This window comes from Streptomyces sp. NPDC088747 (genome assembly GCF_044751025.1).
GTDB lineage: Bacteria > Actinomycetota > Actinomycetes > Streptomycetales > Streptomycetaceae > Streptomyces.
Genome location: NZ_JBIVKZ010000007.1, coordinates 278,526 through 304,669, shown reverse-complemented (window position 1 = coordinate 304,669; position 26,144 = coordinate 278,526). Strand labels below are relative to the sequence as shown.

The following is a 26,144-nucleotide window of genomic DNA, read 5'->3' as shown; positions in this document are numbered from 1 at the left end:
GTCCCCATGTCCTCTGTCACGGATAACGGCGGCCGGGGGTACCCGCCTGAGCGCCGGACGCCCCCGGTGCCAGTCGCATGGATCTCAGATCTGGTTCACTCCGCCATCGACGTAGATGTTGGCACCGACGATGTAGCTGCTCTGTTCGGACGCGAGGAAGGCCACGGTTGCGGCGACCTCCTCAGGATGGCCTTCACGGCCCTTCGCCACGATCGGGACGATTTGCTTCTTGAAGGCGGCATACGCCTCCTCGCCACCCGCCAGGTCGACGGCCCCGGGAGTCTCGATGACGCCCGGCGAGACCACGTTGACCCGGATGCCGCGGCCTTTCAACTCGTTCGACCACGTCCGCGCGAACGATCGGACGGCGGCCTTGGAGGCCGCGTAGGTAGTGAACGCATGCATGCCTTTGTCGGCCGCGGTGGAACCGGTCAGGATGACCGAGGCGCCGTCATTCAGGAGCGGAAGCGCCTTTTGCACGGTGAACAGCATGCCCCGGACGTTGACCCCGAAGACCTGGTCGTGATGCTCTTCAGTGATCTCCTCCAGCGGCACGAACGCAGCGACGGCCGCGTTCGCGAAGAGCACGTCCAAACCTCGGCCTCGGGCGCGTACCGCGTCGTACAGCCGGTCAAGGTCGGCCATGACGGTGATGTCGCCAGCCACCGCTGTGGCCATGGTCGCGCCGATGGTATCGACGGCGGCATCCAACTCGGTCTTGCGTCGACCTGTGATGAATACGTGTGCGCCCTCAGTCGCCAGCCGCACGGCGGTGGCCAGCCCGATTCCGGTGCCGCCTCCGGTGACCACCGCAGTCTTGCCCTCAAGCTGCCCCATTTGAATACCTCCATAGATGCCGTACTGACTTGCCTCGACAGCAATCCTGCAGCACTGGGCGGTACGATGCATTAGGCAACATCCGTGATTCGTTACGCATCGTCCGAGAGTGGTGGCCAGTGCTCGGCTCCAAGGATTTGATCGCAGACGCCATCGGCCTGCTGCGCCCCCGCACCGTGGTCGAACCCGGCCTCCATGCCGCAGGGGAATGGGCCCTGCGTTTCGATCGGTTTCCGCATGTGAGGCTCGGAGCAGTCGTGCGCGGCGAATGCTGGTTGGTCCTCGACGGGCATGAACCCGTACTACTGGAAGAGGGCGACCTGTACCTTCTGGGCAACCCTCCCCCCTATGTCCTGACCAGCACGCTCACCGCGTCACCGCGTACTGCGAAGTCGGTGTGGGAGAGCGCTACGAACGGCGCTGTCCACATCGGATCGGGGGCTGAGGAAGACACATACCTCTGCGGTGGGTACTTCCTGTGCGAGGGGGCGGGCGCGTCAGTCCTCACTGAGGTTCTGCCGCTGTTCGTGCGTGTACCTGCCTCAGACCCTCGCGGCAGGCTCTTGGCACAGTTGAGTGAACTCCTGGTCGCCGAGCTTGAAGCCGCTGCCATCGGTAGCTCTCTGGTCATGGAGCATCTCGCACAGATGATATTCGTCCACATGCTGCGCGCCCACGCCGACCAGGCCGATCGCCCCAGCGGCTGGCTGGGGGCACTCAGCAACGACGGTATCGGTGCCGCATTGCGCGCCATGCACGCGGACGTGGCCCACTCTTGGACACTCAAAGAGCTTGCAGATGTCAGCCGCATGTCACGTTCCTCGTTCGCCTCGTCTTTCAAGAAGCAGGTCGGAACCGCGCCACTGGATTATTTGATCCAGTGGCGAATCAGCCTTGCCCGCGATGCCCTGAGTCGCGGAACAGGATCAATCTCCGAACTCGCATTCGCGACCGGCTATAAATCTGAGAGTGCGTTCAGCACCGCGTTCCGCCGCGTGACCGGCCTCTCACCCAAACATTTTCGGGAGGCGTCAAACCGTGCGGGTTGACACCGGGCTCCACCAGCGCGGCAACGCACTTGGACACCAGACGCCGTGGGGACCTCGGCCAGGATGGTGCCGAACATTCTCACCGTGCCCACTGCACCGCCCGTCCCATCACCATCGCCGGACGGCGTCTCGCCCGCGCCTGGCTCAGGTTCTTGTTATCGGAACGGCAGAACTGTTCCAGCTCCCCGGGTGACGATTCCGTAGCCAACCGACCATGCGGGTCTATCGGACGGCAGACAGGTACTCACCGAGCATGCCGAGGACCTAGTTCTAGAGCCCGTTGAACAGGAAACTGAAAACCGAAGCGGAACCAAGATTCGGTTGGCATTGCGTGGAAGTTGGGGAAGTACGACAGGACTTCAGGTTGCGACGCCGCGTTCGACCGGTGGCCGTGCTGCGACCAGGGCCCGCATGCGAGTCGTCTCGGTGAGGCTGATTTCCTGCGGTGGCCTGATGTTTGATGCCAGTGGTCACCCAGGGGCCGCCGCCCTGGTAGGCGAGGTCGTCCAGGATGGGTACGTCCGGGCACTCGCAGATGCGGATGATCCGGTGGGTGCAGACTGCGGTCAGGTCGTGGGTCCCACCCGGGAGTACGGATGAGAGCCACAGCAGTCGGCCTCCCGGATCGGTGACCCTTGCACGTTCACCCCGTACCGGCGGTGTTTGTGGGAGTGATCGGGGCCCGTCCGTCACCGGACCGGTCGCATTCGGTGAGCGTGCCGTCCAGCAGGACGAGGCTCGCGTCGGCCTCACGCAAAACCTTCAGTAGACACGGCGCCCGTTCGGCAAGCAGGTGCATGATCCTGCTGGTGTAGGCGTGGGCTGCGGGCTCGCGGATCCCGAACCCGGCGGCGATCTTCGACAGGGCGGTGTGTTCACGCAGGTACACCAGCGCCATCGCATGCTGGGACGGGCGGAGCTTGCAGCGCTGGTTGCCCTCGCGGGTGACGACGAGCATGGTGACCCACTCCAAGATCGCATGGGGCAGGTCGAGTGCGGCAGGACAGATGGCCAACGAGGCCCCAAGCGGCGTGGTTTAGACGTCAGACATCTCGATCAACAGTCGAGGGCCTCGCTCGTCACACTTCCTGGACTGTCGCCTGATCAGTGGCCCGACTCGAAGAAACTCAGTGAGGCTTTTCCATCGTCAGTCCGAACCAGCCAGAGGCACAGAACCGGAGCTCACGGAGGAGTCGCCAGGCCTTGAGGATGCCATGGCCCGCTCGACGAGGGCACGGATCTTGGCGCGGGTACGGTCCACCACCTGCTGGCCGGTGAACAGGATCTGCTCGGTCGTCCCGGAAGGTCGTGACCCTACGCCGGAACAACTACGAGCTTGCCGCTCAGGTGACCGGACTGGCTCACTGCCAGTGCCTCCCCAGCCTTCTCTAGGGGGTAGGCACCCGCGATGGGCATCTGGAGCCGTCCAGCCTCGATGAGGTCGCTGATGTCACCGAGCGCCTTGGGACTCCCTGCTCCCAGCTGGGTCACGTGCACCTGGATTCCGGTGTTCGCGGCATCGAAGGCCACGAGCGAGAGGACGCGTGCCGGCCCGCCGGCGAGTTCGATCGAGTCCGGGATCTCACCCCGACCCGAGGCGTCGAGGACCGCGTCGACTCCGTGGGGGGAAATCGCGCGTACGCGGTCGACCAGACCCTCGCCGTAGGTGATCGGCTCCACACCGAAAGAGCGGAGCCGTTCATGGTTACGCTCGCTCGCGGTCCCGATGACACGCACACCGCGGGCAACGGCCAGCTGCACAGCGAAAGTTCCCACACCACCGGCCGCGGCATGGACCAGCAGCGTCTCCCCCGCAGAGATCTTCAACTCGTTGAGAACCTCCCAGGCGGTGATACCCGTACCGGCTAGGGTCGCGGCCACCTCCCACGGAACGGAGGGGGGCTTGGAAACCAGTGAAGCGGGGTCAGCAAGCGCCGACTGGGCGTAGGAGGGGGTGAGGGACGCCCCCAGCACCTCGTCACCGACACTGAAGGCGGTCACGCCCTCGCCGACCTGCTCGACCACACCGGCCACGTCAGAGCCGAGGCCGCCCGGAAGATCGATGGGCATCACCTGGCGCATGTAGCCGTGCAGGATCTTCCAGTCGATCGGATTGACACCTGCGGCCCGTACCGTGAGCCGTACCTGCCCCGGGCCCGCGGTGAGCGGCGGAACATCGACGACACGTAGCACATCAGGGGTGCCGTACTCGGCGAACTGCACTGCAAGGGGCATCTGTTCGGCTCCAGATCTTGGGTGCTGCATGCACGGAAGCAGGCACGGCCGCGTCACTGACCGCAGGGCCCCGCGTGGTCGCAGTACGGCTGGCGGCGGCTCTGTCCGCAGCCGCACAGCATGACCCTGGTCTCGGCGCGCCGGCCTTGCTCCGTCTCCAGACTCAGCTCCCCGCGTACGGTCAGCTGTCCGGCGGAACTGCGGGCAATCGTGGTGGGCCGGTCAGGCGTTTCCGTCCCGCTGTCCACGAGTTCGTATTGCAGCGCGCCCGAGGGACAGCGCCGCACCACCTCAGCCAGGCGATCGGCCGAAGCCTTGTCCGGCCGGATCCACGGGCGCTTAGTCGTGTCAAACACCTCGGGGAGCCCATGGACGCATTCGGCGGCGTGAAGGCAGCGCCTGGCCTCGAAGGTCACGGTGATGGACTCCGTCTGGTATGCCTTCTGCTCGGATTCGCCGCTCATGTCTGCCTCCGTCACTGCCTTGCTCGGCTTATCAGTCACTGACCTTGCTGCGGGACTGGTACAGCAGGTCTCGGTACTCGGGGTGTCGGCCGATCCAGCCCGCGAAGAAGGGGCAGGTGGCCAGCACCCGCAGGTTCGCTCCACGCGCCTCGTCAAGGGCAGTGCGGGCCAGCGCGGACCCGACGCCCTTGCCCTCGCACTCCGGCTCGACCTCGGTGTGCACGAACGCGATGAGCTCCGTCGTACGAATGTATTCCGCGATGCCCGCCACCTTCGTCTCTCCATCGACGCGGGCCTCATAGCGCTTCGCCTCGGGCACGTCGCTCACTTCGACCGTCATGTGTCCTCCTCGTAGGGTGCGATCCCGCTCAACTCGGCAGAATCTCGGCAGCCGTCGCATCAGCCTAACCCCATAAGGTTGATGTATCAACTTAACCCTCAGTGAGGGCATACGCAGCACAGAACGAGCACAGGACGCCGGCCTCCGAGCCTGCAGGAGACACGGCTCGCCCCGCTCACTCCGCCCTTGTGGACGCACAGCCGCGCTGGCTCGACGCCGAAAAGAAGGGGCCTCCTGGGGCAGCTGCATCCGAACGCAGGAGACGCTCATCGGACGGCTGCCCGACCACGTCCAGGCCGAGTCCGGCATTCGCTTTCGAGATCTGGCCAAACTCGTGGAGTGGAAAAAATCCGGATGTCCCACCTGGTCACGCGGATGGCGAAACGCGGGTTCCTGACCGAGGAGAAGTGCCCGATGGCGGACGCGGAGCATTCATCCTCGCCACCCTGGACGGCTACAGGACAAGCGAAGAGTCCGCACCCCATCAGGTCGAGCACGTCCGCCGCCTCTTCACCGATGCCCTGACCCCGAACCACCTCAGCACACTCGGCCGGATCTCCAAGCATGTCCTGAACCAGCATGTCCTGGACCGCATGGAGAAGCGGCCGGACCGACCGGGCAGGGGGCGCGACTGCCTGGATCCCGACGGGTCAGCCCCGTGCCGACCGGAAGGGGCATCCTGGTGCGCGGGGCCGCCGGCCGATTTCGCGACAGACTCCCCGACTGCCGAACCACCCGGTTCATGGCATCGAGAAAGGCCGCCGCCATGGCTTACGCAGTCGCGCAGTTGATCGGTAGTGACGGCGGTCGCTGTCGGCGGCCGCCGCGGCCGCCGACAAGCCGGCCCAACCGCGTCGGCCCCCCGGACCACAGGCTTCGTACCCAACTCGATGCTCGGCCGTCACCGCCAGTCAGAGCACTCCCTGCCGCGGCGTACCGGCCGCGTGGGGTCGCAGGACCTGTCCGTCCAGCTCGCCGACGATCTTCCCCTCGAGCTCCTTCAGGAGTTGGCCCACTGCGGGTCCTTTGAGGTGCGCGTCCAGCGCCTCGGGACTGGACCACTTCTCGATCTCGACAAGGCGGTCCTGGCCCTCGTGCAACGCGTAGAGGAGACAGCCCTCATCTTCGACGTGAGCGCGGGTGATCGCCCGTTCGAGGGCAGTGATCACTGCTGATCTGTGCTCCGGGACCGGGATGATCGTCACCACAACCACGACTGCGCTCATGGTCTCTCCTTCGCATGCTTGCTGGTTCGATGGGCCGGCCGCAAGGGATCCGTTCGCTCTTGCCGAGTAGCCATGTCAGCTCAGCATTGGATTCCCGCTGGCGGTCTGGTCGTCCGGCACGTACGGCTGGAGGATGTCCCAGTGCTCGGCTATGCGGCCGTTCTCGAAGCGGAAGACGTCTGCCACAGCGGCATCGCCTCCAGGAAGGAAGCCGCTGACTATGGCGAGCGCGATGACATGGTCGCCGTCCTCGAACGTTCGCAGCATCGTGTAATGAAAATGGTCAGGGAGAGTTGGCACGATCGCCCGAAGGCCTTCAGGGCCGTCGGCAATCGCCGGGTTGTGCTGAATGTAGTTCTGGGTGAAGTGTCGATCCAATGCCGTCAAGTCCCGGTGGTTGAGTAGTTCGTCCATGGCCTTGCGCGCGGTTTCTTTGTTGGTCGACATACGAGGTCTCCATTCTCTGGCGCTCCCCGCGGCGACAAGGCCTGTCTCGGGCGGCGCCTCGGGGTCTACACCATTGTGTTGCCGTTGACAGATTCTTCGGGAGAGACGATGTCCTGGACGACGTCCCAGTGTTCGACGATGCGTCCGCCGTCCAGCCGGAAGATATCGACGATGACCACCGGGTTCGGGGCCCAGCCGTGGACGATGCTGTGGGTGAAGACCAGATCACCCTGGGCGGCGATCCGCTGCGGCTCCCAGGAGAAGCCCTCCAGGCTGGGAACGACATTGCGCAGGGTGTCGAGCCCATTGGGCATCTGCGGACTGTGCTGAATGTAGGGTTCAGCCCAGTATCGATCTATCGCGGTGAGGTCCTTGTCGGCGAACAACTCCCGCATCGCGGTGAGCACGATGTCGACGTTGCTTTTCTCCTGATCGCCCTGGGCGGCGGTGTTCTGGGTCATGATCAGGCCTCCTTAATCGTTCCGGTGAAGTGGTAGAGCTTGCCGTCGACGGTCACGTTGGAATACACCGTCCCGTTCTCAAAGTCCTCCAGGTGCGTCACCGTGGCCCCGCTCTCCTCGGTCCAGGAATTCAGATAGACACCTTTGCGGATCTCTCGCAGGTTCAGAGCCACTGTTTCGGCGTGACCGTCAGGGGCGAGCCCCGCACCGTGCACGACCACGAAGCTGCCCTGGGTCGGCGAATCGAACGTGAACCGCACCTTCAGATCACCTAGGTCGAACCGGTAGCTGCGCCCGGTCAGTTGCTTGGTCATGCCATGTCCTCCAGATAAAAGATCACATCCCCGATTGTGAGTTGAAGTCTCAACTCACAATCGGTGTTTGCACAAGTCGTCTGAGACGTGGAACACACTCAAGCGCTTGTCGAGCCGCTCACATCAGACGGTGAACCACGCAGCGAGCGACTTCGACCCGGTCGGCAATCGTCAGACCCTTCCCGCCGCCAGGGTGCGTGACGTGGCAATCGCGGGGCGAGGGCACGAACGGCGGCTGGCGGTGCTCGCCGGTCGCGAAACGTCCAGGCCGACCTCCTCCGCCTTCAGTGCGATGGCGACCATGACCTTGATCCGCACATGCTCGGTCGGCGTACGGCCCGTGGCCGGGCCCAGTGTGACGTGACGCCGCCCATGGTGGTGATCCCGAACTGCATGGTCGTACACCCTTCCATGTAGTTGATGTATCACCATTGTAGCGAACGGGACCCGCGCCGCATCCATTCCCTCCACACGGCGGCCAGGCCTGGGGTACAGCCGGCGATCACCACGGCGACTCGGCCTTTGTTTTGCCGAAGTGCCTCCTCCCGGCCAACGCTCGGACTTATCCCTGGATGGCATCCGGCCCGCCGCACCTGCATCGGGTGCCGGCCACCTGGACCGCGATGGACCCTCCACCCGGAAGGCTGCGGCTTCCACCGATCTTGCCGCAGGTCCGGGCTATGGCTGTCACCCGGAGCGCGGCAAGGAACTGACCGATCAGGGCGGCGAGTTCACCCAGGCGACGATTAGGCGGGCTCGGTCAGGAGTCAGATCCTGGTGAGGTGGAAGATCCGGATGGTCCGCTGCGGGGCGCGCTCGGCGTACTTCTCGTACGCCGGCCAGTGGGCGACGAGCGCCGCCCATGCCTCCGCGCGTTCCGGGTCCCCGAGCAGCCGTGCCCGCACTGACCACGTGCTGCCGGCATGGGTGACCGTTGCCCGCGGCTCTGCCAGCAAATTGGCCGACCATCCCGGATGCCGCTGCCCACCCCAGTTCGTGGCGACCACCACCAGGCCACCACCGTGGCGGACGTACAGCAGGGGAACTTGCCGCGGCTGTCCGCTACTCCGGCCCGTCGTCGTCAGCAGCACTGTGCTCATCCCGGCCGCTGTTCCCACCCCGAGGCGCCCCCGCGTCACTTTCAGAAGGACGCGGTCCGCAGGCGCCAGGAAACGTCCCACCGCAGACCATGCGCGGGTCGCTCCCAGCCTCCGGACTGCCCTCTGGAACGTCGACATACCGCCTCCTCAGATATTTCATTCAGTTCGTCGGTTCAATTGACCTGCCGTGTCGTCGATTGGCGCCAGGCACACGTACACCGCCCCCCTCTCGGACTTGGACGAATGCCGTGTAATTCGCCTCGCCGTCGTCCGCGCAGACCTGGGCATAAGGGATTGCGCCAGCGCTCGTGAAATCGCCGGTGACACGAAACGCCGGACCTCGGTGAAGAGAGCGACGGTCTCAGGGGCGAGGAATGTTCCGCAGGTTGGCACGGGCCAGGTCGAGCATCTTGCCGACGCCTCCGTCGAGCACTGTCCTGCCCGCGGCGAAGGCGAACCCCTTGACCTGGGCGACCGAGATGTGTGGCGGAATCGACAGCGCATTAGGGTCGGTCACCAGGTCGACCAGGAACGATCCGTCATGGGCGAGCGCTTGCTTGAGCCCCTCGACGACATCCCCGGGGCACTCAATGCGGATCGCCTCGATGCCTGCGCCGCGGGCGATCGCCGCATAGTCCACCGGCTCGTGGTCGGTCTCGTGCTCAGGCAGCCCCTCGACCAGCATCTCCAACTTCACCATGCCCAAAGAGGAGTTGTTGAAGACGATCGTCTTCACCGGCAGATCGTGCAGCTTCACGGTGAGCAACTCGCCCATCAGCATGCCTAGTCCACCGTCACCCGACATCGAGATCACCTGACGGCCGGGGTAGGCGAACTGCGCGCCGATGGCGTGCGGCAGCGCGTTGGCCATCGTGCCGTGCAGGAACGAACCGATCACCCGGCGCCGCCCATTGGGGGTCAGATAACGCGCCGCCCACACGTTGGACATACCGGTGTCCACTGTGAACACGGCCTCGTCGGAAGCAAGTTCGTCCAGAACCGAGGCCGCGTACTCGGGATGGATCGGGGTGCGGCGCCCCACGTCGTGGGTATAGGCCGAGACCACCGTCTCCAGCGACTTAGCATGCTTGTGCAGCGCCCGGTCCAGGTAGGTACGGTCCCGCTTCGCCTCGACCAACGGCAGCACACCCCGCAACGTCTCCCGGACATCACCGTGCACCCCGAGTTCCAGAAGGGTGCGACGGCCGAGGCGGCCGGCATCGTGGTCGATCTGCACGGTCCGTTCCTGCGGGAGGAAGTCGTTGTACGGGAAGTCGGTGCCGAGCAGGACGACCAGGTCAGCCTCGTGCATCGCGTCGAAGCAGGCACCGTAGCCCAGCAGGCCGCTCATGCCCACGTCGTACGGGTTGTCGAACTGAATCCACTCCTTGCCCCGCAGGGTGTGCCCGATGGGGGCGGCAGCCTTCTCAGCGAGGGCCATGACCTCGGCGTGCGCGTCCCGCACTCCCGCACCACAGAACAGCATCACCTTCCGAGCCGCGTTCAGCTTCTCGGCCAGCCCCCGAATCTGTGTGTCCGGCGCGATGACCCGGCCGCGCTCAGTAACCAAGTCGCTGCTTCCCGTCGGGTGAGTCGCCTCGCCGTGCGCGACATCGCCAGGTATCACCAGGACCGACACCGCGCTGTTGCCAAGAGCCCGCTGCATGGCGATCCGTAGAACCCGGGGCATCTGCCCGGGGGTGCTGATCATCTCGCAGTAATCGCTGCATTCGGTGAACAGCCGTTCCGGGTGGGTCTCTTGGAAGAAGCCGGTACCGATCTGGTGAGACGGGATGTGCGAGGCGAGTGCCAGCACGGGCGCACCAGAGCGGTGCGCGTCGTACAGTCCCTGGATCAGATGCGTGTTTCCGGGGCCGCAGCTTCCGGCACATACCGCGAGTCTGCCGGTCAGCTGTGCCTCCGCTGCCGCAGCGAAGGCGGCGGCCTCCTCGTTCCGCACATGCACCCACTCGATGCCGTCGGTACGGCGCACCGCGTCGACCACCGAGTTCAGGCTGTCCCCCACCACACCGTAGATCCGCTCCACGCCCGCTTGGCGCAAGATGTCCACCATCTGCTGAGCGACGGTCAGATTCCGCATCGTCGGACTTCTCCCCTCAGGCTGCACGCCTGTCCCCTATGACTTTCAACGACCTCAATATAGTTGATGCATCCACTTTCAAAGCATGGGCGTCGGGTCGTCGTGGTCTCGGCACTTCGTGACGGGCCGACGAGCCCTAGTACGTCGAACTTCGGCCGCGTGCATGGGAGGCCTCCCGTACACGGAACCGCTGGTCTGACAACGCGTCGCGTCGGCTTGCGACTGAGTGCCCGCTGGAGGGCCTCGCCGCTCCGGCCGCCGGCCGGGTGCGCGTCCCCGCACACGCACGTACGCAGAGCCCCCGGCACAGGGGTCGTGCTCCAAAAGGGCGGTTTCCCTTCCGAGCTGACCGTCACCGAGACCGTGCTGATGTGGGCGGGGTGTGTGGGCAGCGCTCGCCCGTCGGCGGACGTGCTGGGGCCGGTCGGTGCCAGGTCGAGGCGGCGCCCGACAACTGCTTCACGCGGGTGTCGGTCTTTCACTCCAGGCCCACTGGCGTCCCTCCATCGATGGCCCACTTCTGGACCGACCGATGCCGGAGATCAACGCATCCGCGGAACAGCTGGAAGTGCCGACCCCCTCGGCACCAACGGGGACAAGGCTTCGCTCGCTCTGGTCAGACCTCCGACCACCGACGTGGCCAAGTATCAGCAGTCGGTACGCAAGACGCACGGCCCGGACGCGGAGCGCTTACTGCGCCTATACCCCGGCAACAATCAGGACCAACTGCTGGGGTCCCTCCCACAGGCCGACACCGACAAGATCATAACTCGCGCCATGCGCTGCTGGGCCACCGCCAGACGCAGCCGGGCGAGTCGGCCGCGTACTCTACCGGTTACCGACTCGCTGTACGGCTCCTGCGCCCCCTGGCCCGCGACCGTCAGGGCACGTGCCACCTGCGTGGCGGCCTCCGGCCCTACTCAGACACCGGTCAACCACCGCGGCATCTGCCGCGGGATACAGCGCGCTGACGCCTCAGGAAGGCGGGAGAAGCGACTTATCGATCTTGGTTACTTCGCGGCCCACCGAGGCGAGGAAGTACCGTCCCACCGGAAGGGGTCGTCTTCCAGCGCGGAACGGTCCCATTGTCCGCGCACTGCGGCGGCTTCATAGGTCGTGTGGAGAAAATCGGCCACAGCGCGGTCAGGGTCAGGCGCGGCGCGGACGGCCTCGTAGGGCAGAAGAAACTGCTTGAACTCAGAGCTGAAGTAGGCGCCCTTGGGGCCGACCGGGTAGTCGGCGAACCTGTCGGGTTCGGGGTAGGCGTAGGCGTAGAAGGCACCTTCCTCTCCACCGCCGGGCCAGAACCCGCAGCTGGACAGTTCCCGGGAGTAGCCCTCGACCATGACCCAGTCCCCACAGTTGGGTGCGCCGCCGGGGTGCGGAGGTGCCGACCGCCCGGAGAAACGGGTGCAGGCGAGATCCATCGCACCCCAGAAGAAGTGCACCCCGGGCTGACCTTGCCGACGAAGTGCGACCGGAACTCGCCCATGACCCGGTTCGCCTGCAGCAACTGTCGCCAGAACAGGGCCGCCGCCTCACCGTCGTAGGAGGCGTGGTCGTGGTCCTCGGCAAAGGGGATCGCCGGCTCGACCTCGTTGGGGTGCGGATGGATCGGGGCCTCGATCCCGAGCTCATCGAGCGCGTGCAGGATCCGGGCGTAGAACTCCGCGACCGGCATGGGCCGGAGCGGGAAGCTTCGCGCTCCGGCGTCGCTGCTGCGGATTTCGAGCTGGTGGCCGACGAAGTCGAATTCGATCTCGAATGCCCCGGCGCGGTACGGGATGGTCGACGTCGTCAACCCGCGGGGGCTGACGTACAAGGTCACCTGCCACCAGTGGTTGATCAGGGGTGCGTGGGCCATGCGGATCTTGCCCACGATCTGGGTCCACATGTGCAGAGTGTCGCGGGTGGCGGTCCAGTCCGAGACCCGGAGGCTCGGCCAGTTCGTCGCTGACGCGGTCATCGCTTCTCACATCCTTGGCAACGCTTTGGAAGGGTGTCGGACGCTGAGACATGTAAATGTCAATCGTTGCCGGGCAGTAGCCATCGCCCCGGACCGAGCACTGATTCGACGCGAGGTGGAGCAGGTGGTGAACGGGAACAGCAACGTCAGCCGCCACCACGTAGATGATTCATCACCTACGTTAACATCGACACTTGACGCGTCAACTAGATGTCTATTCGCACTCGCCGAGCCTCTCAACGCCACGCTCAAGCACGCAGTGGGTCAGGGCCCACTCGGTCACCCTCCGGCGCATCAGCCACAGCGGCCGGCTGCGATGGGGGCACCGCCCCGGCCGGCTGCGGCGGGCACCGCCTTCTGTACGCCCGACGGGACATAGGTGGCCCAGGCCCGACTGGCACAGTGCCTTGCCCCGAGGGCCGTCGGGTCACTCCCCCAGAGCGTCCAGGTTTGCAGTGATCTTTTCGGCGATAGTGCGCAGTTGCGTGACCTCCGTCGCGGTAAGGCCGGAGAGCACTGTGTCGCGGGCGAAGACGTCCTGCAGCGGTAGCACTCGCTCCACGAGGTCGAGACCACGTCGTGTGAGGACGGCCTGGTAGGCACGGCCCTTTTCGGGAGTGTCCTCGCGGCGGAGCAATCCGGCGGCCTCGAGTGAGCCGAGTGCATGTGACAGCCGGCTCTTGTGGAACCGTAGTGCCCGGCTCAGGCGGGTGAGGCCCATCGTGTGCAGATCCGCGCCGGCGAGCAACGCGAGGATCTTGAAGTGGCTGTGCGGGATACCGGCATCGCACTGCGTCTTTCGCTCGAGCTCGGCTTCGACCCTGTGCGCGAGAATCACCAACGCCTGCCAGTTCTCCCGCTGCTCCTGCGGCACCCGGGGCGTGGCGTCCTCCACGGCGTCGGCGAAAGAGCGGTCCCGCTCCCGCCCGCCGGGCCACGGCGATGTGAGATCAGACAATCGGTCATCCACCTCTCCCGGCTTGCCGAACGGCGAAGCCTGCGAACTCAGAGCCCTCCGTGAGTTAGTGGTTCAACTCATGGGGACAACCACCCTGCCGAGAGAAGTCTCGTCCTGCCAACTTAGCTGTCCCGTGACCGCAACAGCGCACCGCGATCCCAAAGCAGCGCGCAGGTGACCTAACCACGATGGGAACGCGGGTTTCGAAGCGGCCGCAGACCAGACCAGGCGTTACTGGGCCGAGGGCCCCTGCCCGGACTCACCGGGCGGACAGCCACCGTCCACCCACCACGGCCGGGCTCACTCGGATGGACCCCGTCAGTGCGGGGCGATGCCCGTGCCCAAGGAACGGAGGGCCTCATTGAGAAGGCCCGCCCCAGGGCCTGCCAGCCAGCGGTCGAAGCGCAGCAGGAAGGGGAACTCCGTGCGCAACGTGTCGAGGTTCGCGTTTCCCGCCAGCCTGCCGTCGTCTACAAGTGCTTCCAGCTTGCCGAGAACCTCGTCCTGTGCCGGAAGCGTCGTCGACAGACGGCTGTAGCCGATCGTCTGGCCTGCGGCCCGGTCAGATTCGCGGCCAGGGCATTACCGGTGATCGCATCACCGGCAACCTCGATGGTGCGACCGGCATAGCGATCGGGTGAGCCGAAGACAGCGGCGACGATGCGGCCGATGTCGCGTACCGCGATGAACTGCATGGCCTGGTCCGGGCGCATCAGAAAGGACAGGTGTCCCCCGTGGATGCCCGTCTCTGGGGTCACCAGGAGCTCCATGAACGTGGCAGGCCGAATGCTGGTGCTGGCGATGTCCAGATTCCGGACATGGGTCTCGATACGGCTCTTGGTGTCGAGATGGTCCACGCCCGTTGTCGAACCCGCGGTGATCGCCGAGCTGTAGACGAGGTGGGCGACGCCGCACCGTTCGGCGATCTCGGCCACCGTCGCGCCGAAGCGGACCTCGTCCTCGTTGGTCACGTCGGTGCCGGCCTGGCCGGAGTTCGGCTGAACGCTGAAGACGCCGTGCGCGTCGGAGAAGGCCGCGCGGAGCGACTCCGGATCGCCCAGGTCAGCGCGGACGGTTTCGACGCCGGCGGCGGAGAGAAGCCGGGCCCGGCGACCTGCCGGATCCCTCACGACCGCGCGCCCCCCCAGCCGTCGGCCCGCAGCGCCGCGGCGACCGATCCTCCCTGCTGCCCCGTGGCGCCCAAGACGACGACTGTTTTGTTGATGTCGGTCATGCCGACCACACTGCGTTCTCGGTGATCACGACAGTGATCCTGAGAAGCATCGCCGTTTTCCCCTGAGGCCTTGAGAAGTGAGCCGGAGACGTGCTGGTCATAGGCGTGCTCCAAAGTTCGGACGGGATGGTTCCCTTCGGTGTCCGTTACGCTAAAACCTGACGTCAACGTCAGGTGCAAGCGGGACATGGAGCCAAGTCAGGAGGTCGCGATGCGGATCGGGGAGGTCGCCGCGAAAGCGGGCGTCAGCGTCAGGGCCCTGCGCTACTACGAGCAGCAGGACTTGCTCCACTCATCCCGGAATCCGGGTGGCCAGCGTTGGTATCCGGACGGTGCGGTCGAACGGGTCCGGCTGATTCAACAGCTCTATTCCGTGGGCTTGACCAGCAGAACCATTCGCAAGGTGTTGCCGTTCGCTGACTCCGATGGGGCGTCACCAGAACTGCTGGAGCTGCTCGGCGCCGAACGCGACCGCCTCGACCGCCAGATGACGGACCTGAAAGACGTACGCAAGGGGCTCCACGACTGCATCACCAAGGCGCGCGATGCTGGCGGAACAGGAGGTTCATCCTGAAGCGGGCGGCGGCCCGAGTGGGCAGTTGATACGTCGGCGACACCGGGGACGTGCCTGGGAGGCGACCACTTCCCCTACCGGCTGAGGAGAAGCGGTCACGGGTGCGACGGAGTTCCGTTCGACGACTTCCACAGCCGCGCACGCCGGTCTCCGGGCGCCCACTGGCGCTGTGACCACACGGGTTGGCTGGTATGGATGCCTACAGATTGTTGACGTAGAAGTTGGCGAGCCGTTCAACGGCCGCGTCGACGTACTCCGGTTCGTCGTACATCTCATAGTGGCCGGCGTCTTCGATCACCATGAGGTCGACCGGGTTGGGGGCCATCTTCCACAGTTGCATGCCGGACTCGTACTGGCCGGTGTTGCCGACACGTCCGGCGAGGATGACCTGCAGTGGTTGGGTCATGAGCTGGTCGACCAGGTGGAACGCGTCGTACCCCAGCAGGAGCGAGTCGCTGCGTGCGAGGCGGCGGTTGGTGGAGTGCTCGTTACCGCCCCGCTCGGTGCGGTAGTAGGTGATCGCCTGCGTCGTGTCGATGTCGGTCACACCGGCTGCCGCGGCGTCCTCCAGGGAGTCGGGCAGCCATTTCATGCGGGTCATCTCGCCGGAGCGGGCCTCTTCGATGCGCGCGTCAGCGAGGGCGTCCAGTGCTGCGGCCGGGCCGTCGGGCTGGAAGCTGCGGAACGAGGTGCCCATGTTGCCGGGGACTACGGTTCCGACCGCCTTGATGCGATGGTCCGTGCGAGCGGTGTGCACGGCGTAGCCGCCGCCGGCGCAGATGCCGAGGACGCCGATGCGCTGCGGGTCGATGCCGTCGGTCGTGGTGAGTGCGTCGATAGCGTAGGAGATGTCCTCACCGCGGCGGTAGGGGTCTTCGAGGTCGCGGGGTTCGCCTCCGCTCTGACCTTGGTGGGCGGGATCGAACACGAGGGCCGCGATGCCGCGGGCGGCAAGGCGGGAAGCGTAATTCGCGCCGATCTGCTCCTTCACGCTGCTGCCTGGCGTGGAGAGCACCACGGCACGCAGCGGGGCGGCGCTGTCGACAGTGTCGGGCAGGTGAAGGTCGGCGGCGAGTCCGATCGGCCCGCGCGGGATGATGATGTGCTGTATCACGGTTAGCGCCCTTCGAGACCGGTTGTTCCATTGACGGCTAGTACAGGATGCCTGCTGGTACAGTTTGAAACTAATACAGAACCGTACCACTTGCAGACAGGGGACACACATGACTGTTGACGGGGCGCGGTTGTGGACACTGAACCAGCGGTTGCTGAGCGTGGTGATGGATGCCTGCGCGCAGGAACTGGCCGAACTCGGTTTGGAGACGAAGGAGTTCTTCGTCCTGGCCGAGGTGGAGGCTTCGCCGTACCCCGCCGAGGTCGCGACAGCGCTGCTGCTCCCCAAGGCGACCGTGACGGTCTACGTCCGCAACCTCGTCGCCAAAGGGTTCATTCGGCGCGAGATCGACGATGCGGACCTGCGGCGTCACCGGCTCGCACTGACCACGGAAGGTGTGGAGGCGCGGGATCGCGCACTTGCAGCCCTCGCCTCGGAATACGACCGCAGGCTGGCGAGGATCACTCCACAGGACCGCACCGAACTGCAGCGCATCCTTCAGGAGATGCTCACCTTGCCCACCTGAGGCCGTTCTTCCCGGCCGGGGTGACAGCGATGGCGGGTGGCTGCCCCTGCCGATGTCCAGGCCGAGGAAAGCGCGTGTCTACGGCTTCTTGTGCGCACAGCCGTCCGTCAGACGCTGAGACCTCAGGCTCATACGTCAAGCCCCTTCCCTTCCCTTTGCGCCCGGTCCTGCGCTAAGCCACCCTGTGCGGCGGAATCATGGCTTGATCCACATTGTCCACAACGATGACTCGGCCGCCATCGCCGGGATCGGGATTGGGCACGATCGATTCCGGGTCGACGAGGTAGACCTCATGACCATCCAGCGTCAGCCGACGTGCGACCTCCAGCAGCACGCGCCGTGCCACGTCGTCGATCGAATGCACCCTCGTGAGGTCCAGAACCACCCTCACTTCCGCGGGCGAGGTGTCCACAGCTTCCCGAACGATTCTCTCGGCGCCGGCAAAGCCGATGCCGCCTTGCAACTGGAAGACCCGGAGCGCGTTCGGTCCGCTGCCGACGACATGGTTGGATCGCACAACCGCAGACGCAGTGGCAGGGACCTCCATCACATGCAGACCCATGTCTGAAGAGAGTCGCTCGAACAATGACACCCCGCGAACACTGTTTCCGTGGCTATCCAGTCGTGGCGAAAACGTGGCAATGCCGATTTGTCCGGGGAGCGCGCCGATCAGTCCCCCAGCCACCCCGCTCTTAGCCGGAATACCGACCTGGGTCGCCCAGTCACCAGCCGCGTCGTACATTCCACAGCTGAACATGACGCTCAGCACCTGACGCACCACGGGTTCCGGCACCACCTGCTCACCCGAGAGGGGATTCACTCCATGGTTGGCCAACGTCGCGGCCATCATGGCCAGATCTCGCGTGGTGACGAGCACGGAACACTGCCGGGTGTAGCCGTCGACGACGGCCCGCGGGTCCTCGGTAAGAATGTTGTGACTGCGAAGCATGTGCGCAATGGCGAGATTGCGGTGCGCGTGCTCCATCTCCGACGCGCACACCGCCTCATCCATCGTCAGTCGACGACCAGCGAAGGCCGAGAGGCCGTGAACCACGCGTTCCACGCGCTCGGTCGAATTCAGATCCTCCGCGCCGGCCAGCGAGTGAACGGTGATCGCACCGGCGTTGATCATTGGATTGAGAGGGCGCCCGGTATTGCTTTCGAGGGAGATCTCGTTGAAAGCCTCCCCGGACGGCTCGACACCGACTTTGGCAAGCACAGGATCAAATCCACGATCGGCCAGGGCCAGCGCATACGTAAACGGCTTGGAGATCGACTGGATCGTGAACTCGACATCGATGTCACCGACACCGTAGACCTGTCCGTCAACCATGGCAAAGGCAACGCCGAGGCGCTCGGGGTCCGCCGCTGCCAGCTCAGGGATGTATCCCGCCGGCTCTCCGGACGTGTCCGACTTCACGTCTCCCAGTATCTCGGTCAGATAGTCGGGAATGACTGGCTGCATTCGTCCTCCTCCATACAGAATTGCATCCTCTGCGTCGCGACCTCAGCACTGTCTCTACTATAGTGCGAGGCTTCTTCTGGCGACTCCTCACCGCACCATTTTGTCGATGCACCAGGGAGACTATCGCGAGCCTCCCTCGGCGCAGAGGATGTGATCAATTTGATGTCAGCAGGAATCGACTGGGTGAATTTTTCAAGAATGCTGCCTGAAAGGGATTCCCGCACCAGCAGTGCGGCCAGACCACGTCCACCGAACTCCTGGAATATCGCAGGAGGGAAGGATATCGATTCTCTGCTTACGCCGGGAGAGACGAAAGATTCGGCCGTGTCGATTGGAGTTCAATCGGCATGACAATCAGGACGTGCGAGCCGATCAAGCTGGCGGCGCCGTAACGGATGCGCCGCTATTTTCTCTAAATTCGGGAGCACCGGCCAAAGTAAGCGTGCGAAGCTGCTCGGCGTCGACATTGGCTCCGAAGGCGGGGGTGCCGGGCTCGAGCCGGATGCCCGCGGCGAGGTCACCGATGGGAAGAGGGTCGAAGCCGAGCGTGTCGATCAGTGCATACACGATGGCAAGATCCTCCGGCGAGTCACCAGCGATCGCGATCGCCTTGCGCCCGAGGCTGCCTGTCGGACGAGCCCCGTCTTCGAGGTCGTGGTAGCCCATGTGGTTGAGAGCTTTCACGACACGCGCGCCCGTCAGGAACCGCTGAACGACTTCGCTCGAAGAGATACCGGCCGGGAGGATCGCGTCGCGGGGACCATCGACCTCCCACCAGTGGTTCATCGCATCGATGACCAGCTTTCCCTCCAAGTTCGGAACTGGGAGGTCGCGGTGTCTGCCGAGCGGCAGAGCCAGGACCACCACGTCGGCAGCATCCGCGGCCTGAGCCGGCCACACAGCGGTCGCTCCAGGGGTGAGGACTTTGGTGGTCAGCGCGATCTTGGCGGGATCACCGGACCCGGAGACCAAGACCCGATACCCGGAAGCGACCGCCAAACGCGCCAGGACGGTGCCGATTTTCCCGGCTCCCAGAATCCCGATCGTGGTGACGGGGGCGGTCATCGTGTCACCCGTACAGCAGCCACGGGCTGCTCGGCCAGAAGCTCACGGACCCGAGGAATGACCTGGGTGCCGTACAGCTCGACCGAACGCAGCCGTGCCGAGGCTGAAACGGTGCCGGCGGCGGAGTAGATCATGTCGAACCGCCCCGCATCGAGTACCCGGACAGCATGAGCGATCTTGGTCGCGACCGTCTCGACTGAACCGACATACAGTGACCCACGGTTCACTTCGGCGTCGAATTCCTCCCGGCGGAGCGGCGGCCAACCGCGCTGCGACCCGATCCGGTCGCGGATCTCTCTGTATCCGGGGTAGAAGAGATCCTTGGCTTCTTCGTCAGTAGGGGCGACGAAACCGGGCGAGTGCATCCCGACGGGCTGAGCGGTCGTGCCGAACTCCTTGCTCGCTTTCTGGTACAGGTCCACATAGGGAGCGAACCGATCAGGGGCGCCACCGATGATGGCGAGCATGAGCCGGAAGCCATACTGAGCGGTACGCAGTACGGAATTCGGTGTCCCGCCAACTCCCACTCAGGTGTTGAGACGTCCCGAATCGGTCTTCGGGTACACGTCCGCATCGTGTAGAGCGGCGCGCGTGGTGCCCTCCCAAGTGACTGGCTTCTCGTCCAGGAGCCGATGGAAGAGCTCGACCTTCTCCTCGAACAACACCTCGTAGTCCTTCAGTTCGTACCCGAACAGGGGGAACGACTCGGTAAAGGAACCGCGTCCGAGGATTACCTCAGCGCGGCCGTTGGAGAGCGCATCGACCGTAGCGAACCGCTGGAACACTCGCACCGGATCGTCCGAGGACAGCACCGTCACGCCCGAGGCGAGCCGGATGCGCTTCGTGGCTGTCGCGATGCCCGCCAGCACCGTCTCAGGGCTGGAGATCGCGTACTCAGGCCGGTGGTGCTCGCCCAGCGCGACCACGTCGATACCGACCTCGTCGGCTAGAACCGCTTCAGTCACCGCGGCCCTGATCGCCTCCGCGTGGGAGACGATCTCTCCCCGGTCGTTGCGAGGCCGATCTCCGAAGCTGTCGATACCGAACTCGATTTGCGAAATATCCATTGTGGGAACTTTCTTCAACGTTTTCGCTATTTCGGGGTGTGATGGTGCGTTGTTCGTGATGAGAGGGTGGGCCTCCTTCCCGGCTAATCGGCGCGCGTTCGCTGCCGAGCCGGTCAGGTCTCACGTCTCGTCACCGCCGACCAACAGATCGCGCGCACGAGAGGCGACCCACCGTCTCCACCACACCGACGTGCAGCACCCCGGTGTGGATCTCCAGCACATCCGCTCCCTGGGTGGGCGAGGAGAATCCCCGCTCTTGGCTGACCTGAATCACGACCGGCTTCCGGTACCACCAGTGCGGCTCCCGCTCCTGTACGCCGGTCACGGCGATCACGGCGATCAGTCCGAGAGAGCGTCGCGCGATGGGCAGCTCCGGCGACCGAACGCCGATGCACGGTTCTTCTCAATCCCCACTCACTCCCGGATGCCCCGTCGGACATTCGCGGGTAAAGCCGCACCCGGCGCATGAAGAGTTGCCGGCCCCAGTGGAGCAGCCCTCGTTCATCCTCGGCCGCCTCCCATCATGCAGTTGACACATCAACTATGCCACCCTCTTTGTTGCGTGTCAAAGGCGTGGCGTGGTGGGCGTAAGCGCAGGTCAGCGATCTGGTGAGCAGTCCGCAGCTGGGCTGACCGTGGCCTTGGTCGCATACCTCGCCGGCCAGGGTTTTTGAGCGTTCTCCGGTAGTGCGGAGCCGATTGTGGAGTTGACCGGGACAACCGAGTCCGGGCTGTCCTCGACGTCCGGCTGGGCCTGCAAGGCGGTGAGAACTTGCCCCCGCGGGTCATGGCGCGGCCCGACCTGCAGCCAGTTGTGGGTGCGCAAGCTGCTCCCCTATTCCCAGGCCGGAGGCGTCGCGTTGCTGGAGGCCACCGCGATCCAGGCACGCAGGCAAGCGGTCAACGGCGGCGGACGGCGCGTTCGACCGCGGGAAGGGGAAACGGAATACGGTCCCCGCCGAAGGAATCGGCGTGTGCTTCCTGAGGTCCCCTGGCCGTCGACGTGCCAACCGGCGACAGCCACCCCAAGGTCCGACGACGACCTGGCCGGCGAGGCGACCCCGGGTGGCAAACCAGCTTCACTGCCTGCTGACGCAGATTCAACCTTCACTGGAAGGGGTGCTGGGGCCCACCGCCGGTGGAGCTGAAGAGGAAGTCGCATCTCAGGCCGACAGTTGAGCAGCCACTTACCGTGACGGCCCTCGGCATCAACCACCGCATCTGCGGCCAGGCGCCAATTCCGGCACGGCCAGCGGAGGCCCTGACCTGCTCTCGGCCGCTCGGCTTCGGTGACCGTAGTTCAGGCAATCGGTCACCCTCACTCTCCTGACTTGCCAACCGAGCGGAGTCTTCGTAGTACATTGCCTGTGGGTGAGTTGCAGGTTCAACCCGCCCGCAGGTTACCCTCAGGAGAGAATCCCTGGTCCTGCCAGCTCAGCTCGTCGGCAAGACGTACGCGGCAGACCTCGGTCAGTCGCAGGAGATGGTGACATACGGATCTGACAGGCGAATGGCATTCGCGGTGACTAGTGGTCGCGGGATGTTCGCTGAAAGCCACTGTTTGCCGATATCTCCAGTTGGCCTGCCCTGTCGAACGAGGACACCCTGTGGTCACGGCTGTGCACGCAAGTTTCCCTTGCTGCTGCCAGTGCTGCCACGGGGGCTCGCCTGATGCTCGGCGACGTGAGAGCCCGTCTTAGATATGCTGATTCTGGAGCAGCGCAGCAGGCGCTTCTTCTTCAACTCCTCGATGCCGCGCTTCTCAGTTGAGCAAACTTGGCCGCGGTGGAGTTAACCTCTCAGGGCGTACTTCATACTTCCAGGTCAGCCCGGCTGCCTTCCAGGTCAGTCCGGCTGCTTCGCCATATGGTCCGAGATTTTCTTGGAGATCAGGCCGAGTGTGCTGAGCTCGCCAGGAGGCAGGGCGTCGATAAACAGGCGGCGGACGTGCTCCACATGCATCGGGGCAGCATCTTCAATCGCCTTGTAGCCAGCTGCCGTCACTACAACGAATGCTCCGCGTCCGTCGTCGGGGCAATCCTCCTTCACCAGGAGCCCACGTTTCGTCATCCGCGTGACTTGGTGGGACATCCGGCTCTTCTCCCACTCCACGGTTTGGGCCAGATCCAGAAGGCGCATCCGCCCGGCGCCCCTCTCGGTGAGACTGGCGAGGACGAGGTAGTCGGAAGCGGACATTCCGGAGTCGGCCTGGACTCGGCGGGACAGCCGTCCGATGAGTGTCTCCTGCATACGGATGAAGCTGTCCCAGGCGGCCTTCTCATCCGGATTGAGCCAGATAGGTGTCACGTTCATGAGCGCATCATAACGAAGATGTTGACACCTCATCTACTGGCATGAAACGGTCATGCAGAAGATGTCAACCCAGGTCCAGCGATCGGCGGCGGCTGGCTCACGGAGCCTGGGGCAGTCCACCACAGACAGATCGGCGTGGGACTGGGTTGCTGACGACGGCCCTGGCAAGCGGTTCTGATTCCCGGACGGTCAGCTCTTTGGGCTCACCTGGAGCGGGTCTGCCGCTGGCCCAAAGCTGTTGCAGGTGCCGACGGAGCGTCCGATGCCGCGGTAGCCGAACTCAACGATCTCTGCGTAGAACCGCGACCCGTCTGTGCAGCCCTCGCGCCAGTGCCGGTTGTAGGTAGGGCGTGTGGCTGGGGATTTGACCGCAGCGGCGGGAGCCGGTGCCGCGGGACACGTCGTCGGGTCTAGCGGCGCACGGCCTGGCGGTCGAGCCCGAGAGTCTTGGCGATCACGTCGATCTGCATGCCTTTGCTGTAGAGGGCTTGCACCGCGGCATGGCGCTCGCTTGATCGCGCGCAGTCCCCCACTCGCTCGGGCAAATCGTCTGCTGCCACGCCGGCCTCCATGACGGCGGCGTCAAGGGTGATGCCCCCGCCGCAAGCGCAGCATCATCACCGACACCCTCGACCTGTTACTGGCGGTGCTGGTCACCGCACCCGGCGTCCAGGACTCCATTGCCGGCCGCACCCTCCCGGAACAGGCCGCCGCCGAACACCCCGGCCTGCGAAAGGTCTGGGTCGACGGCGGCTACTGCCAGCCCTTCGTCGAGCACGCGGCCACTCTCGGCATCGCGCCCCCGTAACCAGGGGGTTCACCTCGATCCCGAAACGCCGGACGATCGAGCGGGCCTACGGCTGGCTCACGCTCCACCGCCGCCTGGTCCGCGACCACGAAACCCACCCACACCGCTCCGAAGCCATGATCCACCTCGCCAAGACCGACCTCATGGCCCGCCGCTTCACCGGAAAGAGCACCATCTCCTGGCACGGCCCGACACCAGCAGGGCAGCAGTGGCTGCGCCCCGCGGTCTACGCCGTACTGCTGGCACAGTCACTCCCACCTCGGCGCCCGCTCGTCGCGGGTCGTCGCGCGGGACGGCTGTCAGCCGAAATCGTCGGGGACGATGTGGAGCTTACGTGAATGGTTTGGCGCGCCGAATGGCTCGATCCCGTGTCGATCCAGGGGCCGAGGTTGAGGCATTCGATGGAGCCGCCGTATCCGCGTGAGTCCACCACCACGAAGGCGCGCTCCTTGTCGAACAGGTCTGTGCCCTTCACGAAGTCGTGGAAGCGCGTCGAAGGGCCCAGGCTGTGTCCCTTCGGGCTGTTTCTCTCCGGAGTGGGGGCCGATCGATAAGATCGTCGGTACCCCTTCGCCCTTCGGCAGGTCCTCAAGCAGCAGGTAGGACGTGGGCAGTGCGGCAAGTCCTCGGCGACGCCTCACCGTCCAGCACATCCGGGGTGCGGGCGTCGCGCGGATGGGCCGGCGTCAGCGTGAGCTCCCGTGTCACCGGCCGCCATCGATGAACGCCGTTGTCGCTCAAGGCAGTTGCCCTGGCTCGTTGCCGACGTGGGTCGGCGAACGCACGCCTTACCCAGATGCACGTCCTACGGGCTCAGTCCCAGTTTGGCCAGCGGACGATGGGCACCCCTGGCCCGTACGACGGCGACATCGCTCACGCGTGTACGCTATTTGACCGGCTCGGTAGCGCAGGCCTTGTCGTAAGCGGGGCGCCCCCCGGTGGTCAGGAAGGTGGTGACCGCATCGTTCGCGCACTTGTTGCGGCCGAACGGATAGACGCCGTGGCCACCCTCGTCGGCGGTCACCATCGTGGCCCGCTGACCCAGCGCCCAGCGCAGCTTCCTGGCACCGAGCAGCGGGGTTCCAGGATCACGCTCGTTCTGCACGAGGAGGATGTTCGAGGGGCCGCGACTGCCGATCTTCACCGGCTGTACGGAAGCCCTGTCCGGCCAGAAGGCACAGGGCCCGATGTTGGCCGTGGAGCCGCCCAGCTTCGGATACAGCAACCGGTCCACTGCTACGTCACGCTGGTATTCCCTGATCTTCGTGGGCCAGCGTGTGTCGGCGCACAGGACGTAGAGGCGGGCTGCCATCGAGTTCTCCGCGTTTGGCGGCGCGGCGGGCGGTAGCGGCTCGCCCTTGTCGAGTGCCTGCCAGGTCTTCGCGACCTCCGGCATGAGCACGTCGGCGTAGAGGCCGTCGAGCGTCCGGCCGCGGAACATCGTCCCGTCGACGCCACCGACCGGCTTCTCGTCCAGCCGCTTGGCGAGTTCGAAGAACTTGGCGGTCACCTGCCCGGGCGTGGTGCCCAGTCCATACTGGGGATGGCTGGTCACGAAGGCCGCGAATTCCGGGAAACGTTCTTCCATTCCCCTGGCGACCAGCCGGAAGGCGCCGGTGTCGTAGCCTCGAGGCCCCAAGTTGCTGTCGAGTACGATCCGATCCCCGTGCGTCGGGAAGAGTGTCGCGTAGACCGCACCGAGCGAGGTGCCGTACGAAGCTCCGAGGTAGGAAATCTTGCCCTCGCCCAGAGCCATTCGGATGCGGTCCATGTCCCGCGCAGTGTTCGCGGTGGTGGTGTGCGGCAACATCCAAGCGCTGTGCGAGTCAGCGCACTGCCGGGCGATGGTGCGCGCGTACTTGGCCTCCCGGGTGACGTCCGCGGCGGTGCGGGCATACGCCGGAAACGCGCCCCGTTCCTGCTGCTGCGGAGTCAGGTTGCAGCTCACTGGCGAGCTGTGACCCGCGCCCCGGGGATCGAAGCCAATCAGGTCGTACGAATCCACCACCTCCTTGGGCAGTCCCAAGGCTGCGAGAGCGGCTGGATAGATGAGCCCGGCCGCGCCGGGACCCCCCGGATTCGTGAACAACACCCCCCGACGCTTGGCGGGCTTCTCACTGGCCAATCTGGAGACCGCGATCTCGATCTGGCGGCCGTCGGGCTCACCGTAGTCCAGAGGAACTCGCAGATTTGCACACTCCAGACGGGGCGCGGCGGCTTCCTTCGGGCATGAGCCCCACTTCAGTGGTGCCGCTGTGTCCTCATGCGTTTCCCCCGTCGCTGCGAAAGCGCCCGCCAAGGCGGTCACCGCGACCGCAGCGATGGAGAGAGTGACGGCCAGAGCCTTCCTGTGTGGCCGTTTCCGCCCCCGATGGACACGAGGACGTGAGGGTACTTTCGACGGGGGGCCCGTGTCAGCAGCCGGAAACCCGCGCCTGCCTTCTGGGTCTTCTGATCGTTCCGACACTGGCTATCGCCTC

24 protein-coding genes and 5 pseudogenes are annotated in these 26,144 nt (G+C 65.2%); 5 read left to right on the top strand and 24 right to left on the bottom strand.

Annotated elements, in window-relative coordinates; genetic code table 11:
• Window positions 1–84 precede the first annotated feature (84 nt).
• Window positions 85–837 (bottom strand): SDR family oxidoreductase, encoded by a 753-nt coding sequence (locus ACIP79_RS19380; protein ID WP_401224773.1) that lies wholly within the window; start codon window positions 835–837, stop codon window positions 85–87.
• A gap of 119 nt (window positions 838–956) precedes the next feature.
• Between ACIP79_RS19380 and ACIP79_RS19375 the strand changes: the two genes are divergently transcribed.
• Complete coding sequence (locus tag ACIP79_RS19375; protein ID WP_401224771.1) at window positions 957–1,886, top strand: AraC family transcriptional regulator; 930 nt, start codon at window positions 957–959, stop codon at window positions 1,884–1,886.
• Between the two features lie 365 nt (window positions 1,887–2,251).
• On the opposite strand, the pseudogene ACIP79_RS19370 reads toward ACIP79_RS19375, so the two are convergent.
• From ACIP79_RS19370 to ACIP79_RS19355, 4 genes and pseudogenes are all read right to left on the bottom strand, one after another.
• Window positions 2,252–2,901 (bottom strand): annotated as a pseudogene (locus ACIP79_RS19370) (transposase family protein); the annotation flags it as partial.
• A 299-nt stretch (window positions 2,902–3,200) separates the two neighbouring features.
• On the bottom strand, window positions 3,201–4,121 hold the full coding sequence (locus ACIP79_RS19365) for an NADP-dependent oxidoreductase (RefSeq protein WP_401224769.1): 921 nt from the start codon (window positions 4,119–4,121) through the stop codon (window positions 3,201–3,203).
• A gap of 53 nt (window positions 4,122–4,174) precedes the next feature.
• Window positions 4,175–4,585 carry a (4Fe-4S)-binding protein gene (locus ACIP79_RS19360; RefSeq protein WP_401224767.1) on the bottom strand — a complete coding sequence of 137 codons (411 nt, stop codon included), beginning with the start codon at window positions 4,583–4,585 and terminating at the stop codon, window positions 4,175–4,177.
• A 31-nt stretch (window positions 4,586–4,616) separates the two neighbouring features.
• On the bottom strand, window positions 4,617–4,925 hold the full coding sequence (locus ACIP79_RS19355; protein WP_401224766.1) for a GNAT family N-acetyltransferase: 309 nt from the start codon (window positions 4,923–4,925) through the stop codon (window positions 4,617–4,619).
• 188 nt (window positions 4,926–5,113) lie between these two features.
• Here ACIP79_RS19355 and ACIP79_RS19350 point away from each other — a divergent pair.
• Window positions 5,114–5,536, top strand: a pseudogene (locus ACIP79_RS19350) (MarR family transcriptional regulator); the annotation flags it as partial.
• Between the two features lie 300 nt (window positions 5,537–5,836).
• On the opposite strand, the gene ACIP79_RS19345 reads toward ACIP79_RS19350, so the two are convergent.
• The 10 genes and pseudogenes from ACIP79_RS19345 to ACIP79_RS19300 all read right to left on the bottom strand — a co-directional run bounded on the left by ACIP79_RS19345 (window position 5,837) and on the right by ACIP79_RS19300 (window position 14,646).
• Window positions 5,837–6,151 (bottom strand): putative quinol monooxygenase, encoded by a 315-nt coding sequence (locus ACIP79_RS19345; RefSeq protein ID WP_401224765.1) that lies wholly within the window; start codon window positions 6,149–6,151, stop codon window positions 5,837–5,839.
• A gap of 75 nt (window positions 6,152–6,226) precedes the next feature.
• The gene (locus ACIP79_RS19340) at window positions 6,227–6,598 is read right to left on the bottom strand and encodes a nuclear transport factor 2 family protein (RefSeq protein ID WP_401224763.1); all 372 of its coding nucleotides are present in this window, start codon (window positions 6,596–6,598) and stop codon (window positions 6,227–6,229) included.
• Window positions 6,599–6,663: 65 nt separating this feature from the next.
• Complete coding sequence (locus ACIP79_RS19335; protein WP_401224761.1) at window positions 6,664–7,059, bottom strand: nuclear transport factor 2 family protein; 396 nt, start codon at window positions 7,057–7,059, stop codon at window positions 6,664–6,666.
• Between the two features lie 2 nt (window positions 7,060–7,061).
• Complete coding sequence (locus tag ACIP79_RS19330) at window positions 7,062–7,373, bottom strand: MoaF-related domain-containing protein (protein WP_401224759.1); 312 nt, start codon at window positions 7,371–7,373, stop codon at window positions 7,062–7,064.
• Window positions 7,374–7,590: 217 nt separating this feature from the next.
• Window positions 7,591–7,768: pseudogene (locus ACIP79_RS19325) on the bottom strand (5,10-methylene tetrahydromethanopterin reductase); the annotation flags it as partial.
• Between the two features lie 372 nt (window positions 7,769–8,140).
• Window positions 8,141–8,611, bottom strand: coding sequence for a nitroreductase family deazaflavin-dependent oxidoreductase (locus tag ACIP79_RS19320; RefSeq protein WP_401224758.1), 471 nt, complete (start codon window positions 8,609–8,611; stop codon window positions 8,141–8,143).
• A 223-nt stretch (window positions 8,612–8,834) separates the two neighbouring features.
• Window positions 8,835–10,574, bottom strand: coding sequence for a pyruvate dehydrogenase (locus ACIP79_RS19315; protein WP_401224756.1), 1,740 nt, complete (start codon window positions 10,572–10,574; stop codon window positions 8,835–8,837).
• Window positions 10,575–11,584: 1,010 nt separating this feature from the next.
• Window positions 11,585–12,540: pseudogene (locus tag ACIP79_RS19310) on the bottom strand (DUF5996 family protein).
• 427 nt (window positions 12,541–12,967) lie between these two features.
• The gene (locus tag ACIP79_RS19305) at window positions 12,968–13,510 is read right to left on the bottom strand and encodes a MarR family winged helix-turn-helix transcriptional regulator (protein WP_401224754.1); all 543 of its coding nucleotides are present in this window, start codon (window positions 13,508–13,510) and stop codon (window positions 12,968–12,970) included.
• A 458-nt stretch (window positions 13,511–13,968) separates the two neighbouring features.
• On the bottom strand, window positions 13,969–14,646 hold the full coding sequence (locus tag ACIP79_RS19300) for an NmrA family NAD(P)-binding protein (protein ID WP_401224996.1): 678 nt from the start codon (window positions 14,644–14,646) through the stop codon (window positions 13,969–13,971).
• Between the two features lie 297 nt (window positions 14,647–14,943).
• On the opposite strand from ACIP79_RS19300, the gene ACIP79_RS19295 reads away from it, so the two are divergent.
• Window positions 14,944–15,306 (top strand): MerR family transcriptional regulator, encoded by a 363-nt coding sequence (locus ACIP79_RS19295; RefSeq protein WP_401224752.1) that lies wholly within the window; start codon window positions 14,944–14,946, stop codon window positions 15,304–15,306.
• A gap of 199 nt (window positions 15,307–15,505) precedes the next feature.
• On the opposite strand, the gene ACIP79_RS19290 is transcribed toward ACIP79_RS19295, so the two are convergent.
• Complete coding sequence (locus ACIP79_RS19290) at window positions 15,506–16,420, bottom strand: alpha/beta hydrolase (RefSeq protein ID WP_401224750.1); 915 nt, start codon at window positions 16,418–16,420, stop codon at window positions 15,506–15,508.
• A 109-nt stretch (window positions 16,421–16,529) separates the two neighbouring features.
• Here ACIP79_RS19290 and ACIP79_RS19285 point away from each other — a divergent pair, with 109 nt between their 5' ends.
• Entirely contained in the window at window positions 16,530–16,946 is a 417-nt protein-coding gene (locus ACIP79_RS19285) for a MarR family winged helix-turn-helix transcriptional regulator (protein WP_401224748.1), read from the top strand.
• Window positions 16,947–17,118: 172 nt separating this feature from the next.
• On the opposite strand, the gene ACIP79_RS19280 is transcribed toward ACIP79_RS19285, so the two are convergent.
• The 7 genes from ACIP79_RS19280 to ACIP79_RS19250 form a co-directional block, all read right to left on the bottom strand.
• Window positions 17,119–18,411 carry a glutaminase gene (locus ACIP79_RS19280; protein WP_401224747.1) on the bottom strand — a complete coding sequence of 431 codons (1,293 nt, stop codon included), beginning with the start codon at window positions 18,409–18,411 and terminating at the stop codon, window positions 17,119–17,121.
• A gap of 372 nt (window positions 18,412–18,783) precedes the next feature.
• Complete coding sequence (locus tag ACIP79_RS19275; RefSeq protein ID WP_401224744.1) at window positions 18,784–19,476, bottom strand: NADPH-dependent F420 reductase; 693 nt, start codon at window positions 19,474–19,476, stop codon at window positions 18,784–18,786.
• Entirely contained in the window at window positions 19,473–19,943 is a 471-nt protein-coding gene (locus tag ACIP79_RS19270) for an LLM class flavin-dependent oxidoreductase (RefSeq protein WP_401224742.1), read from the bottom strand. The genes ACIP79_RS19275 and ACIP79_RS19270 overlap by 4 nt, the downstream gene beginning before the upstream one ends.
• A gap of 60 nt (window positions 19,944–20,003) precedes the next feature.
• Complete coding sequence (locus ACIP79_RS19265; RefSeq protein ID WP_401224741.1) at window positions 20,004–20,543, bottom strand: LLM class flavin-dependent oxidoreductase; 540 nt, start codon at window positions 20,541–20,543, stop codon at window positions 20,004–20,006.
• A 130-nt stretch (window positions 20,544–20,673) separates the two neighbouring features.
• Window positions 20,674–20,877 (bottom strand): hypothetical protein, encoded by a 204-nt coding sequence (locus ACIP79_RS19260; protein WP_401224740.1) that lies wholly within the window; start codon window positions 20,875–20,877, stop codon window positions 20,674–20,676.
• 1,511 nt (window positions 20,878–22,388) lie between these two features.
• On the bottom strand, window positions 22,389–22,856 hold the full coding sequence (locus tag ACIP79_RS19255; protein WP_401224738.1) for a MarR family winged helix-turn-helix transcriptional regulator: 468 nt from the start codon (window positions 22,854–22,856) through the stop codon (window positions 22,389–22,391).
• Between the two features lie 410 nt (window positions 22,857–23,266).
• The gene (locus ACIP79_RS19250; protein WP_401224736.1) at window positions 23,267–23,416 is read right to left on the bottom strand and encodes a hypothetical protein; all 150 of its coding nucleotides are present in this window, start codon (window positions 23,414–23,416) and stop codon (window positions 23,267–23,269) included.
• A gap of 41 nt (window positions 23,417–23,457) precedes the next feature.
• Between ACIP79_RS19250 and ACIP79_RS19245 the strand changes: the two are divergent.
• A pseudogene (locus ACIP79_RS19245) lies at window positions 23,458–23,855 on the top strand (IS5/IS1182 family transposase); the annotation flags it as partial.
• A gap of 695 nt (window positions 23,856–24,550) precedes the next feature.
• On the opposite strand, the gene ACIP79_RS19240 reads toward ACIP79_RS19245, so the two are convergent.
• Window positions 24,551–26,005 (bottom strand): alpha/beta hydrolase, encoded by a 1,455-nt coding sequence (locus ACIP79_RS19240; RefSeq protein WP_401224993.1) that lies wholly within the window; start codon window positions 26,003–26,005, stop codon window positions 24,551–24,553.
• Window positions 26,006–26,144 lie beyond the last annotated feature (139 nt).